This window comes from Micromonospora sp. NPDC049171, from assembly GCF_040648275.1.
Classification (GTDB): Bacteria; Actinomycetota; Actinomycetes; order Mycobacteriales; family Micromonosporaceae; genus Micromonospora.
The window spans coordinates 238,085-250,822 of record NZ_JBEZDJ010000008.1; the positions used below are offsets into that span (position 1 = coordinate 238,085).

Below are 12,738 nucleotides of genomic sequence, written 5' to 3' on the forward strand. Positions count from 1 at the left end.
GCCGCGAGGCGGTCCCCTGGAGGAATCCCCGTGAACCTGGTGCTCTGGATCATCCAGATCCTGCTCGCCGCCGTCTTCGCCGGCGCCGGCTTCGCCAAGCTGACCCAATCCAAGGACAAGCTGCGTGAGCTGATGCGGTGGGTGGACCCGGTCCCACCGACCCAGGTCAAGGCACTCGGCGCCGTCGAGCTGCTGGCCGCCGTCGGGCTGGTGCTGCCCCCGCTCACCGGCATCGCCACCGTGCTCACCCCGCTCGCCGCCGTCGGGCTGGTCGTCGTCATGATCGGCGGCATCTCCGTGCACCTGCGCGACCGCAAGCAGCGCGACACGGCGGCCGAGCGTCGTACCGAGATCCAGGGCGCGATCACCTGTGCGGTGCTGCTCGTGCTGGCCGCCGTGGTGGCCTGGGGCCGCTTCGGCCCGTACTCCTTCTGATCCACCGCGCCGGCGACCGTCGTACCCCGGCGGTCGCCGGCGGCGTGCTCAGCGCTCGTCGCCCCCGCGGTCGCGGCGCACGGTGGCCTTGCGGCCCTTGATCGTGCTCTGCCGCAACCCGGAGATCACCTCGTCGGCCACCCCCTGCGGCACCTCCACCAGCGAGAACCGGTCGGCGATCTCGATCGACCCGATGTCGCGGCCACGGATCCCGGTCTCCCCGGTGATCGCACCCACCAGATCCTGCGGACGGACCCCGGCCCGTCGACCCAGGCCGACGAAGACCTGCACGGTGTTGCCGCCGCCCGAGCGCGGCCGGCCGCCGCCCCGCCGGTCGCCGCCCCGGCCGACGGTCTCCGGTCGACCCTCGCGGGGAGCGCGCACCGGCACCTGCGGGATCTCCTCCTCGTCGTCGGCGCCCGGCGAGGTCACCTCGTGCGCGAGCTTCACGGCGGCGAGGGCGACCTCCATCAGGTCGAACTCGTCGGTCAGCGTCTCCACGATCACCCGGTACGGGTCGAGGTCGTCCTCCAGCAGGCTCTCCCGCAGCGCCGCCTGGGTCAGCTCCAACCGGCGGGTGCGCATGTCGGCCACGGTGGGGATCTTGTCGATGGTGATCCGCTGGCCGGTCACCCGCTCGATGGTCTTGAGCATCCGGTGCTCACGCGGCTCGGCGAGGGTGATCGCCACACCCTCGCGGCCGGCCCGCCCGACCCGGCCGATCCGGTGCACGTACGACTCCGGCGCGGACGGCACGTCGTAGTTGACCACGTGGGTGAGCTGCTCGACGTCCAGCCCACGGGCGGCCACGTCGGTGGCCACCAGCAGGTCGGCGGTGCCCGCCCGCAGCCGGCCCATCACCCGGTCGCGCTGCTCCTGGCTCATCCCGCCGTGCAGGGCCTCGGAGCGGTAGCCCCGGCCGTTCATGGTCTCGGTCAGCCGGTCCACCTCCTCGCGGCTGCGGCAGAACACGATCGCGGCGGTGGGCGACTCCACGTCCAGCACCCGGCCCAACGCGGCCGGTTTGTGGGCCCGCGTCACGATGTACGCGCTCTGCCGCACCCGGGGCGCCTCACCCGCGACGGTCTGCTCCCGGCCGATCTCGATGCGGACCGGCTCACGCAGGTGCTGCCGGGCCATCCCGTCGATGCGCGACGGCATGGTGGCCGAGAACAGCACCGTCTGACGCTGCGCCGGAGCGTGCTCCAGGATCGCCTCGATGTCCTCGGCGAAGCCCATGTCGAGCATCTCGTCGGCCTCGTCGAGCACCACCGTGGCCAGCCCGCCCAGGCGCAGGGTGCCCCGGGCGATGTGGTCGAGCGCCCGCCCCGGGGTGGCCACCACGACGTCCACGCCGCTGTCCAGTGCCCGCAACTGCCGCCCGATCGGCTGCCCACCGTAGATGGGCAGCACCCGCGCGCCGAGGTCCTTGCCGTAGCGGTGGAAGGCCTCGGAGACCTGCACCGCCAACTCCCGGGTCGGCACCAGCACCAGCGCCACCGGGTCGCCGTCGCGGCGGTGGGGCGTCATGAGGTTCAGCAGCGGCAGCGCGAACGCCGCCGTCTTGCCGGTGCCGGTGGCCGCCTGACCCAGCAAGTCGCGCCCTTCCAGCAGCGGCGGGATCGCCTCCCGCTGGATGGGGGTCGGCTCCTCGTACCCGAGGGCGGCGAGCGCGCCCAGCAGTTCGGCGCGCAGCCCGAGATCGGTGAAGGCGCTCACCTCGTCGGTGCCGCCGGGGCTGGCGTCAATCGGTGCGTCGGTCGGTGCGTCGTGCTGTGCAGGTGCGGAACTCATGTGCCAAGCCTTTCATTACGCCGTCCGGGCCGCTGCGCCGACCGGCATAAGAGCGGTTGAGGCCGGGGCGGGGTCAGTTGCCGGTGGTCAGGATGGCCAGCACCATCACCGCGGCGACGGCCACGTCGAGCACCACGCAGAACTCGGCGTAGCCGCGCGGCACCACCCGGCGCTTGCGGTGGTGCACCACGTCCCAGCCGGCGTGCACCAACCACCCGATCGCCACCAGCCAGTCGGCGGTCCGCCCGCCGACCGTCACCGCGACCAGGATCAGGGCGACCCAGACGGCCAGACCGGCGAGTTGGGTGGCGAGCACGCCCCGCCCGCCCAGCGTGCGGCGGGCCATGCCGATCACCAGGTAGCCGCCGGGCAGCACCAGCATCGTCCACGGGCTGAGCACGCTCGGGTCGACCCACATGTCCACGGTCAGCAGCAGCGCCAACCCGGCCGGCCAGCGGTGGGCGAGCGCCACCACGACCCGGTTTCGGCGTACCGGTGCCGGTGCCTCGTGTCGGTGTCGGACCGCCACCAGCACCATCGCGGGAATCATCAGCAGGTGACCGCCGAGCAGCAGCGCGTCGGCGTCGACCAGACCGGCCCGAAACGGCACGATCAGCAGCAGGAACGGGACGTACATCGCGGCGGCCATCTCGCCGACCGCGCGCCAGTGGTGCGCCCGGTAGCGCATCCACACCGTCATCCCGACTGTCATGTTCGTCGCCATCACCAGCGCGGCGACGTCCGGCCGGCGCAGCGCTCCGGCGAGACCCGACACGGCGCCGGCCGCGTCCCACAGTGAGCCGAGCAGCAGCATCCCGGCCAGCATCGCCAGCGCCATCTCGCCGAGATGCCACAGCAGCCGCCGCGCACCGGCGGCCGGCGCCGCGTCCGGGAGCGCCGCGTCCGAGGCCGCCGGCTGGGCGGTGGGCGCCGTCGCGGGCGGGGGTACGGCGGCGGCGGTGTCCGCGTACAACTCTGTCTTTTCCATGCCCTGACCCTGCCGGCGGCGCGGCGCGGTGGGCAGAACCGTTCGTCATCGGAAAACCGTGCGCGACGCACGGTTCAACCGTGACGGTCGCGGGGGTGGGCCGGGTGTCGGGCGGTCCTAGGATCGACGGGTGGCGAGCGAGGCGGTGACATCCCGGTCGGATCGCCGGCTGCACCGGGCCCGGCAGGCGACGCTGTTGTCGTTGGTCACCGGCGTCTGGGTGAGCGTCCTGCTCCCGGCGGTCGGTCTGACCCACGAGCCAGCCCCGGGCCGGGTGGTGCTCGGCGCGGTCGGCATCCTCGCCTTCGTGACCGCCCAGACCGTCGTGCTGTACGCGGCCGTGACGCCGTGGCTCGACTCGCGCTGGCGACGCCGCGCCCAGGTGAGCCTGGCGGGGACGGCGGTGCTGACGGTTCCGCTGGTGGGCCCGGTGGCGGCCGGCAGGTGGCCGACCTGGGCCTGGCTGGGCGCGGCGCTGATCGGCATGGCGCCGCTGCTGCTGCGACTGCGCGCCGCGCTCGCGATGGCCACCGGCGTCCTGCTGGTGGCGGTGGCGGTCGCCGTGTGGACCGGAGGGTCCATCGCGCGTCACCTGGCCGTGACCGGCGGGATCGGGGCGGCCGTGGCGGCCGTCAACGGGTTGCAGATCTGGTTCTGGGGCCTGCTCGTGGACGCCCGGCAGGGCCAGGCCGCGCAGGTGCGGCTGGCCGCCGCCGAGGAGCGGCTGCGCTTCGCCCGCGACGTGCACGACGTGCTGGGGCACCACCTCACCGTGATTGCGCTGAAGGCCGAACTCGCCGCCCGGATCGCGCCGGTCGACCCGGAACGGGCCGGTCGGGAAGCCGCCGAGGTGCAACGGCTTGCCGCGTCCGCGCTGACCGAGGTCCGCGAGACCGTGCACGGTTACCGGGCGGTCGACCTCGGTGAGCAGTTGGCCGCCGTGGCGGGGGTCCTGCGGTCCTGCGGGGTGCGCTGCACGGTGTCGCCGCCGCCTGCCGAGCTGCCCCAGTCGGCCGCCACCGAACTGGCGGCGGTGCTGCGTGAGGCGAGCACGAACGTGCTGCGGCACAGTCGGGCCGACTGGTGCCGGATCCACATCGACCGGGACGACAACGGGGCCAGGATGACCATCGCCAACGACGGTGCCGACGACAGCGGCCCGGACGAGCACAGCCACGGCCTGCGCGGCCTGGCCGACCGGCTGGCCGCGGCTGGGGGAGAGCTGCGGGTCCGTCGGGAGGACAGCGTGTTCACCCTCGAGGCGACTGTGCCGGTGGCGTCGTGATCCGCGTCCTGCTCGCCGACGACGAGGATCTGATGCGGGTCGCGGTCGCCGCGCTGCTCGGCCTCGAACCGGACATCGACGTGGTGGCCCAGGCCGCCGACGGACCCACGGCGGTGACCGCGACGCTCGCGCACCGCCCGGATGTGGCGGTGGTGGACCTGGAGATGCCCGGTCTGGACGGCATCGCGGTGGCCGCCGAGCTGACCCGGGTTCGCCCCGAGTGCGCGGTGGTCGTGCTGACCGGGCACGGCCGCCCGGGGCACCTGCGGCAGGCGCTGACCGCCGGTGCCCGCGGGTTCCTGCCCAAGGGCTCGCCCGGTGGTGCGCTCGCCGACGTGATCCGCCGGGTGCACGCCGGCGGCCGGTACGTCGACCCGTCGCTGGCCGCCGACGCGTTGACCCTGCCCGCGTGCCCGCTGACGCCCCGTGAGCTGGAGACGTTGCGGCTGGCCGAGTTCGGCGCCCCGGTCGCGGTGATTGCCCGCCGGGTGCACCTGTCCACCGGCACCGTCCGCAACCACCTGTCCGCCGCCGTGCAGAAGCTCGGCGCGGCCGACCGGGCCGCGGCGATCCGCGCCGCCCGGGACAACGGCTGGCTCTAAGGCGCGTCCTTCGCGGAGGACGATCTGACTGCGGACCGGGGTATCCCCAACGAGCGTGATGCCTGTGAGTCATCAAGATGACTCACAGGCATCAGCGTGTCGGACGGGGAGGCGGTGGACCGGTTCACGTTCGACGCTCGCCGGCGTTACGCCGCGCGGGTGGGCCGTTGGGACGGCGGTCTGCTGGGTCGGCGGCGGTGACTGCAGCAGCACCGGCAAGCCGGTGTCCACCGTCGACCCGGAGGTGTTTGGGAGGGGCCAGTGGCCGGGCAATCAGGAGCGAACTCCCGGGGTCTGCCGGGCGTCCTGGATCGGAGGCCGAGATGCGCTGGCTGCTCCTCCTGGTGATCGTGGTGCTGGTGGTGGGCGGGCTCTGGCTGCCCCGCCGCGCGAGGCGGGCGGGCAGATCGGTGCGGCGACAGGTGGACGAGTGACGAGAGAGTGAGCGGCGCGCTCGGCCCGATCCGCGTGGACGGTGCCGGCCGTCGGGCTAGCGTGGGCGCGTGCGTACCGTGGAACTGGTCTGCTCGCCCGGGTTGGACGTCGCGGTCCGGGTGGTCTGGGGCCGGTTGGCGGCGGCGGGGTTGCCCAGCCTGGCCCGCAACATCCACCCGACCAACCGGCCGCACCTCACGCTCGCGGCGGTGGACGACTTCCCGCCCGGCGTCGCGCACCGTCTGGCCGAGCTGTTCGACGCCGCGCTACCGGTGCCGGTCACCCTCGACCGTGTCGTCGTCCTCGACGGCAGTGCCCCGCTGGTCTGGCTCGTGCGACCGACGCCCGCCCTGACCGCGCTGCACGCGGCCGTCTGGGACGTGCTCGCCGAGGCCGACGGGCAGCGGCCGTGGCACGCGCCGGGGGAGTGGGTGCCACACCTGAGCCTGGCCCTGCGGTTCCGCGACGCGGACCTGCGCCGGGCCCGTGCCGTGAGCGGTGGGCAGCGCCCGGCAGGCGACTTCGTCGGCGCGCGCAGCTATGACGGTACGGATCGGACGGTGACCCCGTTGACCCGGCTCGGCTGAGGTCGTCGTGGGACCGGGCCCCACGTACGGCGGATCGCGGCGACGGTCACCGGCCCGAGCCCGCTCGCCCTGGGGCTGCGCTACGAGCGCGGTGGCGACGGCAGTGTGCCCAGCGCGCGTACCGCCGTCGAGGACACCGCGGCCAGGTCGGGCCGCGCGGGCAGGAACACCGTGGCGACACCCAGCGACTCGTTCATCGCGGCGAGCTTGTACTCGGCCCGCAGGTCGGTGGTGTTACGCAGGCCGCGGACGATCACCGCTATCTCGTGGCGACGGCAGTAGGTGGAGGTCAACCCGACAAGCACGACCAGGTGATCGAAGAGAGCGCGTGCCCGGTCCACCACGTTCAGATGCCCGGGAGTGAGGGGAGCGAAGCTGCCGGGGTAGACGGCTCGCACGCGGCCCGCACGTGTTCGTCGACGCTCATGGCCCGACTGTAGGTATCGGCTCTCGGGTTCGGTGACCCTCGGGGTGGGCGATGTGTCACAGCGCCAGGGGTACGTGTCGACGAGGTCGCCGAGCCGATTCCACCGCCGAGTGGCAGCCGCGACGTGGATCGTCGCTGTCGTATATGTGCTTTGACCTGGCCTTTTGTTCGCTGTCGGGCTTAGGGTGGGCCTGCCTCAGCCCTCCTGCTGTCAGCGGTGACGAGCGGCGGGCAGGACCGTGGCGGCACCGGCAGGGGAGGAGCTGTGACAAGTGGGCAGCGAACAACCAGCCCCGAGAAGCCGCGAGCCGGCCGACGACGCCCGCCAGTTGCTGGAGTGGCGGGTGGAGCAGCGCCTTAACGCCCTCGAGCGGCTGATCGACGCCAAGCTGGCGAACCTCGCCACCAAGATCGACGGGCAGGCCGCGCAGGTCGGGCTGGCCCTCGCGGCGGCCGACAAGGCGGTGACGAAGGCGGAGATCGCCACCGAGAAACGGTTCGAGAGCGTCAACGAGTTCCGGCAGACCCTCTCCGACCAGACCAAGACGTTCATCGCCAGGGTCGAGTTCGAGGTGGTGCGGGACAGCCACGCCAAGCACCTCGCCGATCTGGGCAGCCGGATGGACAAGATCGAGGGCAGGGGGGTCGGGCTCAACGCCGGGTGGCTCTATCTGGTCGGTGGGATCACGGTCGTCGCCACGTTGACGGGCCTTGTCCTGGCGTTCGCCTAGTTGCTGCTCCCGCCGCCGTCGCCCCCGCCGTCGCTACCGCCACTGAACTCGCCACCACCCACCCCACCTGAGCCGCCGGCGTAGCCGTGGCGGCCGTCCAGGAAGGGCAGATTGCCGCGGATGCCGCGGGGCTTGGGTCGTTTGCCCGGCCCGCCGAGGTGTTGCAGGCAGACCCGCTCGGCAACCGGGAAACACTCGCCACGGCCGCCGCAGTCGGCCAGGTAGCGCTTGCCGTCGGGGATGCGTAGCTCCTGGTCGACCCGGAACAGCAGGGGAAGGCTGGTCGGGTCGCCACCCTCGTCCCGGCGGGCGTGACTCAGCGTGGCGAGCAGCAGCGAACCGCGCTCGGCGTTGGGCGGGTCGCCGCCGGTCGCGGGCCCCGGCTGGTGGTGCAGGAGGCGCCCGAACGCGGCGTCGCAGAAGGCGGCGTAGTCCCGCGTGTGCAGGGTCAGTGCCTGCCACAGGTCGTCCACCACCACCGACGGCACGGACAGCTTCGCACCGGGATGGCGGACGACGAGCCGGAACCACTGCCGGGTCGCGGTCTCGACGAGGACGATGTCGTCGGCACCGAGATGGGGGTACCGATTTCGGAGGCGTTCCCGCCCGCTGGCCGGGAACTGCAGATCGGCGACGGCGCGGAGTCGGCGAGGGGTGCGGTCGCTTCTGAACTTCGTCCAGTTCATGCGGCTACTTCTATCCGCCCGGGCTGCGGGCGCTCGTGCCTCGACTTGCCGAAGTGGCGCCGTGGCTCCTTCAGAGTAGGGGCAGCAGGCAAGCGCGGCACCGGACGCGCCGGTCCGCTGTCGACCGCGCGGGGCGCGGGGTGTCGGGGCGCGCGGGGGGTTACGCCGGGGCGGGACGCCACAGGCCTATCTCGAAGGCTTCGCACAGCCCTCGTTCGCGGCCCGCCACCTGTGCCCACCACCGGCTCTTGACCCGCAGGTACTCCTCGCTCATGTAGTCCCGGTCGAGAATCTGCCGGTACGCGGCGAGCGCCTCGATCTTGGCGTACCAGACGTTCGTGACGTCGACGAAGAAGGTCGGGCGGAAGTCGGTCGTGGCGAAGGTCGGGTGGCCGAGGAGGAGCATCGTCGGATGACGGCTGCGGCTGACGGTGATCCGTACGGCGTGACAGATCGCGTTGTGGTCCTGGTTCTGCCCGGCACCGGGGCCGTGGGTGATCACGACATCCGGGCGGCGCGCGTCGATCAACGCATCCGTGATGGTGACCAGATCCCCGTCGATGCGCAGGTCGTTGGACTCCAGGTCGCCGACCTCGCCGGTTGCGCCGAGGATCTCGCAGCAGGCGTCGAACGCCTTGTCCCTGCCCTGGCTCCCGCGCGACAGGGAGGCGACGTGGACGTCCATCCCGGCCTGGGTCATGCGGGCGATGGTGCCGCCACAGAGGAGAGCCTCGTCGTCCGGGTGCGCGACGATCACCAGGGCGGTCCGCAGTGCGGTCGTCGCGAAGGGATTCGCCCCGCCGACCGGGTCGTCCGCCGCCATCGAGGTGGAAGCCGCCCCCGCCCATCGTGTCGTTGCGATGTCGTCAGCCATTCACGAAGTATGGCGGCAATCCGTCAGCGTCTGATCACGCGCTGGTACGACGCGTTCCGCCGTTCGGCGCATAGCGGGGCGCGACGTCCGGCTCTTTTCGGGGTGAATCGGAGGATTGTTCGATCTGGTCCGGTCCGGCTGATTACGGTGTGTTCAGGGCGATCCACCCAGTGCCAGAAGGGACCCCGTCATGCGAGTGCCCAGCCGTAGTCCGGGTCAGCAACCGGGGTCGCCCGTCTCGCCCACCGCGCCGGCCCGCCGCCGACCCTCCGGCACGACCCCCCGTCGCCGGTCCACCGCCGAGCCCGACCTCGCCGCCTACCGGGCCGCCGTCGCCGACCTGCTCGTCGAGGTGGGTGCCCTGGCCGACGCGCCGAGCACCCGGGCCCGCCAGGTGCTCATCGACGAGCGACTGCGGGAGCCGGCGCTCGCCGCCGTCCTCGACGCCACCCCGCAGGGGCTGCTCGGGGCGCGCGAGACGTTGCTGCTGGAGATGGCCCGCTACCAGCCGAACGAGCGCACCTCGGCGCGTGACCTCAGTGCGCTGGTGCGGATCTACCTGCTGTCCCGCATCGACGTGCTGTGGTGGCAGGACGCCCCGACGTTCGTCACCGACGACCAGGTCAACGGCAGCGCGGAGCTGGTCGACCTGGAGTGGCTGCGTCGCCGCGACCTGCTGCGGTTCCGCTACCAGGAGCAGCCCGCCACCCTGCTGGGCCGCGCCGCCCGCGGGTTGCGACGTCGGCTGCGCCCGGACGCCGCCCCGCAGACCGCCGGCCTGCTGTTTCGGCGCGCCCGCCGGGAGGTCGTGGCGCTGCTCAACGACCTGGCGCGGGAGTTCGCCGCCGCCGCGCCGCCGCACACCCCGCCGCTGTGGGTGACCAGCCTGGTCCGCAGCACCGAGCACCAGTACCGGCTGCGGCGCCTCGGTTACGCCGCGATGCTGCCCAGCGGGCACTGTCTGGGCTACTCGGTGGACGTCGAGCTGAGCTGGTTCGAGCGGTTCGGTGCGCGCCAGGCGCTGGCCGGGCTGCTGCTGGCCCGGCAGGAGGCCGGCGAGGTCAACGTGATCGACGAGGGGCAGGCGTGGCACCTGTGCCTCGCGCCCGCCGCCCGACGCCGCCTACGCCAGGCGTACGAGGCCGAGATGGGGGTCTGACCCGGTGTGCGGCATCGCCCTGAGCATCGGCCCCGAGGCCGACCCGACGACCTTCCGACGGATGCTGGCCGTCCTGGCCCCGCGCGGTGAGGTCACCGAAACCCGTTCCGAGAGCGGGCTGCTCGCCGGCACCCGCCGCCTGCGCGTCGTCGACCGGGACCGGGCGGTGCAGCCGTGGACGTCGACCGACGAGGGCTGGCTGCTCTGCTTCAACGGCGAGATCTTCAACTACCGGGAGCTGCGGGCGCAGTTGACACGCCTCGGTCAGGCGTTCCGCACCGAGAGCGACACCGAGGTGCTGCTCGCCGCGTTCCAGCAGTGGGGCGAGGCGGCGGTGACCCGGCTGCGCGGCGAGTACGCGTTCGCCGTCGTGCAGCGGGCCACCGGCCGGGCCTACCTGGCCCGCGATCCGCTCGGGGTCAAACCGTTGTACTGGTCCCGTCGGCCGGGCTGTCTGCATCTCGCCTCCGAGGTCAAGGCGCTCGTCGGGCACGGCGCCCCGATCGTCGAGGTGCCACCCGGTCACCACGGCTGGGCCGACGCCGACGGGCACGTCCGACTGGACCCGTACGTCGACCTGCTCACCATCGGCGCGGGTCTGCCGGTCGTCGACGACCCGGACGAGGCCCGCCTGCTCGTTCGTGCCGCGCTCAGCGACGCCATCCGGATGCGGGTGGAGACCGACCTGACCGTCGGGGTGGTGCTCTCCGGTGGGTTGGACAGCTCGCTGATCCTGCGCCAGGTGCGCGACATCCACCCGGACTGCGTCGCGGTGACGGTGGGTGTCGCGGACAGCCCCGACGTCGCGTACGCGCGGCGGCTCGCCGCCGATCTCGACGTGCCGCACGTCGTGGTCGAGCTGCGTCCGCGCGACATCCGGCTCGCCGACGTGCGCGAGGCGATCCGGATCTGCGAGCTGACCGAGTACGGCGACATCATCAACGCGGTCGTCTCGGTGCCGATCTTCCGCCGCCTGCGTGACCTGGGGATCAAGGTGGTGCTGACCGGCGACGGCTCCGACGAGCTGTTCGGTGGGTATCCGATGTACCGCCAGGTCGGCCCGGCCGCGGCGCGCCGGCTGTTCCTGCACCGGATCCGCAACCTGTGTCGGACCGAGTTGCAGCGGGTCGACCGGGCCGCCATGGCCCACGGGGTGGAGGCGCGGGTGCCGTTTCTCGACCTCAGCGTGGTGGAGCTGGCGATGCGGCTGCCGCTGAGCCTGAAGGTGCGCGACGGGCAGGAGAAGTGGATCGTCCGGCGGGCGTTCGCCGACGTGCTGCCCGACTACGTCCTGCGCCGGCCGAAGAACCCGATGTCGTACTCGTCGGGTCTGCACGAGCGGGTCCGGCTGTACAAGCCGCTCTTCGCCCGGCTGCACCGCTCCTTCGGCTACGACCTGCAGCAGCCGGTGCGCCGCGACTTCGACACCGTGCTGAGCCGGTGTGGCAACGACCTCGACCGGGCCATCGCCGACGGGCTCGACCGGCCCGACTACACGGTGCTGGAGCACGCCCGCGACCTGGTCGGCGCCGCCCGGTGGAACGCCGCGCCGATGGTCCGCCGGCTGGTCGGCCCGCGCCCGGCCCGCCGCTCGCCAACCGGTTGACCCGACGCTTGACTCTGACACCGTGTCAGGGACGAGCGTGAGGGGACCATGTTCACCATCGGAGACTTCGCCCGACTGGGCCGGGTGTCGGTGCGGATGCTGCGCCACTACGACAGCATCGGCCTGCTCCGGCCGGCCGCCGTCGACAGGCACACCGGATACCGGTTCTACCGCGCGGACCAACTGCGCCGGCTCAACCGGGTGATCGCCCTGAAGGAGTTGGGCCTCACCCTGGAGCAGGTGCGGGTCATCGTCGACGACGCCGTCGACGTGGTCGAGCTGCGCGGCATGCTGCGGCTGCGGCGTACCCAGTTGGAAGAGCAACTGGCCGCGGACGCCGCCCGGCTGGCGGCGGTCGAGGCGAGGCTCCGGATGATCGAGTCGGAGGGCACGATGAGTACGCAGGACGTCGTTCTGAAGGAGATCGCACCGGTGCGGGTCGCGGAGCTGACCGCTGTCGCGTCGAGTTACCAGAGTCAGGACATCGGCCCGGTGATCGGGCCGCTCTACCCGGAGTTGTTCCGCCGGCTGGCCGACGCCGGGATCGCCCCGGTGGGGCCGACCATCGCCTGGTACGAGCCCGACGGCGACGGCGACGCGGTGTTGGTGCACGCCGGGGTGACCGTCGCCGTCGGCGCGTCGACAGTTGCCGATGTCGAGGTACGCGACCTGCCCGCGCTGGGCGCCGCCGCGACGATCGTCCATCATGGCGCGATGGACGACGTCGACCAGAGTATGCAGGTGCTCGCCCGCTGGATCGACGACAACGGCTACCGTGCCGACGGTTTCGCCCGCGAGGTGTATCTGGACTACTGCCCGGACCAGCCGGAGAAGGGCGTCACCGAGCTCCAGCTCGCGGTGCACCGGGACTGACCCCGACCCTGCCGTCGCGTCCGCCGCGGGAAAGGACGCGACGGCAGTCGGAATCCGGACAGCCTCCGCCCATGGCAGTACACTTTCCCCGCCCGAACATGGCCTGACCTGGGAAAACTGGTAGGAGTGAATAGAGATCCGTCACTCAGTACGCGAAAGCCATTCCGTGAGTGACGGTCGGATTTCCGCCAGTCGCCCTGCGGCCGGGGGCAGCAGGCGCGTGGCCGCCGAGGACTATCAGTCGGCCGCCTGCCTC

General features: G+C 72.5%; 13 protein-coding genes. 8 read left to right on the plus strand and 5 right to left on the minus strand.

Annotated features, from left to right (window positions below):
• The first annotated feature begins 30 nt into the window (after positions 1-30).
• Positions 31-435 (plus strand): DoxX family protein, encoded by a 405-nt coding sequence (locus AB0B14_RS13175; RefSeq protein ID WP_357076744.1) that lies wholly within the window; start codon positions 31-33, stop codon positions 433-435.
• Between the two features lie 48 nt (positions 436-483).
• Here the strand turns inward: AB0B14_RS13175 and AB0B14_RS13180 are convergent, their stop codons facing one another.
• Both AB0B14_RS13180 and AB0B14_RS13185 read right to left on the minus strand, forming a co-directional pair.
• Positions 484-2,229 (minus strand): DEAD/DEAH box helicase, encoded by a 1,746-nt coding sequence (locus AB0B14_RS13180; protein ID WP_357522544.1) that lies wholly within the window; start codon positions 2,227-2,229, stop codon positions 484-486.
• 73 nt (positions 2,230-2,302) lie between these two features.
• Positions 2,303-3,217 carry a DUF6010 family protein gene (locus tag AB0B14_RS13185; protein WP_357522545.1) on the minus strand — a complete coding sequence of 305 codons (915 nt, stop codon included), beginning with the start codon at positions 3,215-3,217 and terminating at the stop codon, positions 2,303-2,305.
• 130 nt (positions 3,218-3,347) lie between these two features.
• On the opposite strand from AB0B14_RS13185, the gene AB0B14_RS13190 reads away from it, so the two are divergent.
• The 3 genes from AB0B14_RS13190 (at position 3,348) to AB0B14_RS13200 (ending at position 6,126) form a co-directional block, all read left to right on the plus strand.
• On the plus strand, positions 3,348-4,502 hold the full coding sequence (locus AB0B14_RS13190; RefSeq protein ID WP_357522546.1) for a histidine kinase: 1,155 nt from the start codon (positions 3,348-3,350) through the stop codon (positions 4,500-4,502).
• The gene (locus AB0B14_RS13195) at positions 4,499-5,104 is read left to right on the plus strand and encodes a response regulator transcription factor (protein ID WP_357076756.1); all 606 of its coding nucleotides are present in this window, start codon (positions 4,499-4,501) and stop codon (positions 5,102-5,104) included. The genes AB0B14_RS13190 and AB0B14_RS13195 overlap by 4 nt, the downstream gene beginning before the upstream one ends.
• A gap of 503 nt (positions 5,105-5,607) precedes the next feature.
• Positions 5,608-6,126: a 2'-5' RNA ligase family protein gene (locus AB0B14_RS13200; protein WP_357522547.1), complete on the plus strand. Its 519-nt coding sequence runs from the start codon at positions 5,608-5,610 to the stop codon at positions 6,124-6,126.
• An 80-nt stretch (positions 6,127-6,206) separates the two neighbouring features.
• On the opposite strand, the gene AB0B14_RS13205 is transcribed toward AB0B14_RS13200, so the two are convergent.
• A complete protein-coding gene (locus AB0B14_RS13205; RefSeq protein ID WP_357076761.1) occupies positions 6,207-6,524 on the minus strand; it encodes an adenylyltransferase/cytidyltransferase family protein in 318 nt (105 codons plus the stop codon).
• A 301-nt stretch (positions 6,525-6,825) separates the two neighbouring features.
• Between AB0B14_RS13205 and AB0B14_RS13210 the strand changes: the two genes are divergently transcribed.
• A complete protein-coding gene (locus tag AB0B14_RS13210) occupies positions 6,826-7,284 on the plus strand; it encodes a hypothetical protein (RefSeq protein WP_357522548.1) in 459 nt (152 codons plus the stop codon).
• Here the strand turns inward: AB0B14_RS13210 and AB0B14_RS13215 are convergent.
• Together AB0B14_RS13215 and AB0B14_RS13220 are read right to left on the minus strand one after the other, a co-directional pair.
• Positions 7,281-7,970, minus strand: coding sequence for a hypothetical protein (locus tag AB0B14_RS13215; protein WP_357522549.1), 690 nt, complete (start codon positions 7,968-7,970; stop codon positions 7,281-7,283). The two genes, AB0B14_RS13210 and AB0B14_RS13215, sit on opposite strands and share 4 nt — an antisense overlap.
• A gap of 160 nt (positions 7,971-8,130) precedes the next feature.
• Entirely contained in the window at positions 8,131-8,844 is a 714-nt protein-coding gene (locus AB0B14_RS13220) for a PIG-L deacetylase family protein (protein ID WP_357522550.1), read from the minus strand.
• Positions 8,845-9,034: 190 nt separating this feature from the next.
• Between AB0B14_RS13220 and AB0B14_RS13225 the strand changes: the two genes are divergently transcribed.
• From AB0B14_RS13225 to AB0B14_RS13235, 3 genes are read left to right on the plus strand one after another with little or no spacing between them, the layout of a single operon-like run.
• Positions 9,035-10,003, plus strand: coding sequence for a DUF5715 family protein (locus AB0B14_RS13225; RefSeq protein WP_357076773.1), 969 nt, complete (start codon positions 9,035-9,037; stop codon positions 10,001-10,003).
• Between the two features lie 4 nt (positions 10,004-10,007).
• Positions 10,008-11,609, plus strand: coding sequence for an asparagine synthase-related protein (locus tag AB0B14_RS13230; protein WP_357522551.1), 1,602 nt, complete (start codon positions 10,008-10,010; stop codon positions 11,607-11,609).
• A 48-nt stretch (positions 11,610-11,657) separates the two neighbouring features.
• Entirely contained in the window at positions 11,658-12,482 is an 825-nt protein-coding gene (locus tag AB0B14_RS13235; RefSeq protein ID WP_357522552.1) for a MerR family transcriptional regulator, read from the plus strand.
• Positions 12,483-12,738 lie beyond the last annotated feature (256 nt).

What these genes read in the sequence shown, in the direction of transcription:
- AB0B14_RS13235 (WP_357522552.1), top strand. Translation starts at nt 11,658, where the DNA reads ATGTTCACCATCGGAGACTTCGCCCGACTGGGCCGGGTGTCGGTGCGG.
- AB0B14_RS13215 (WP_357522549.1), bottom strand. Translation starts at nt 7,970, where the DNA reads ATGAACTGGACGAAGTTCAGAAGCGACCGCACCCCTCGCCGACTCCGC.
- AB0B14_RS13185 (WP_357522545.1), bottom strand. Translation starts at nt 3,217, where the DNA reads ATGGAAAAGACAGAGTTGTACGCGGACACCGCCGCCGCCGTACCCCCG.
- AB0B14_RS13180 (WP_357522544.1), bottom strand. Translation starts at nt 2,229, where the DNA reads ATGAGTTCCGCACCTGCACAGCACGACGCACCGACCGACGCACCGATT.
- AB0B14_RS13225 (WP_357076773.1), top strand. Translation starts at nt 9,035, where the DNA reads ATGCGAGTGCCCAGCCGTAGTCCGGGTCAGCAACCGGGGTCGCCCGTC.
- AB0B14_RS13220 (WP_357522550.1), bottom strand. Translation starts at nt 8,844, where the DNA reads ATGGCTGACGACATCGCAACGACACGATGGGCGGGGGCGGCTTCCACC.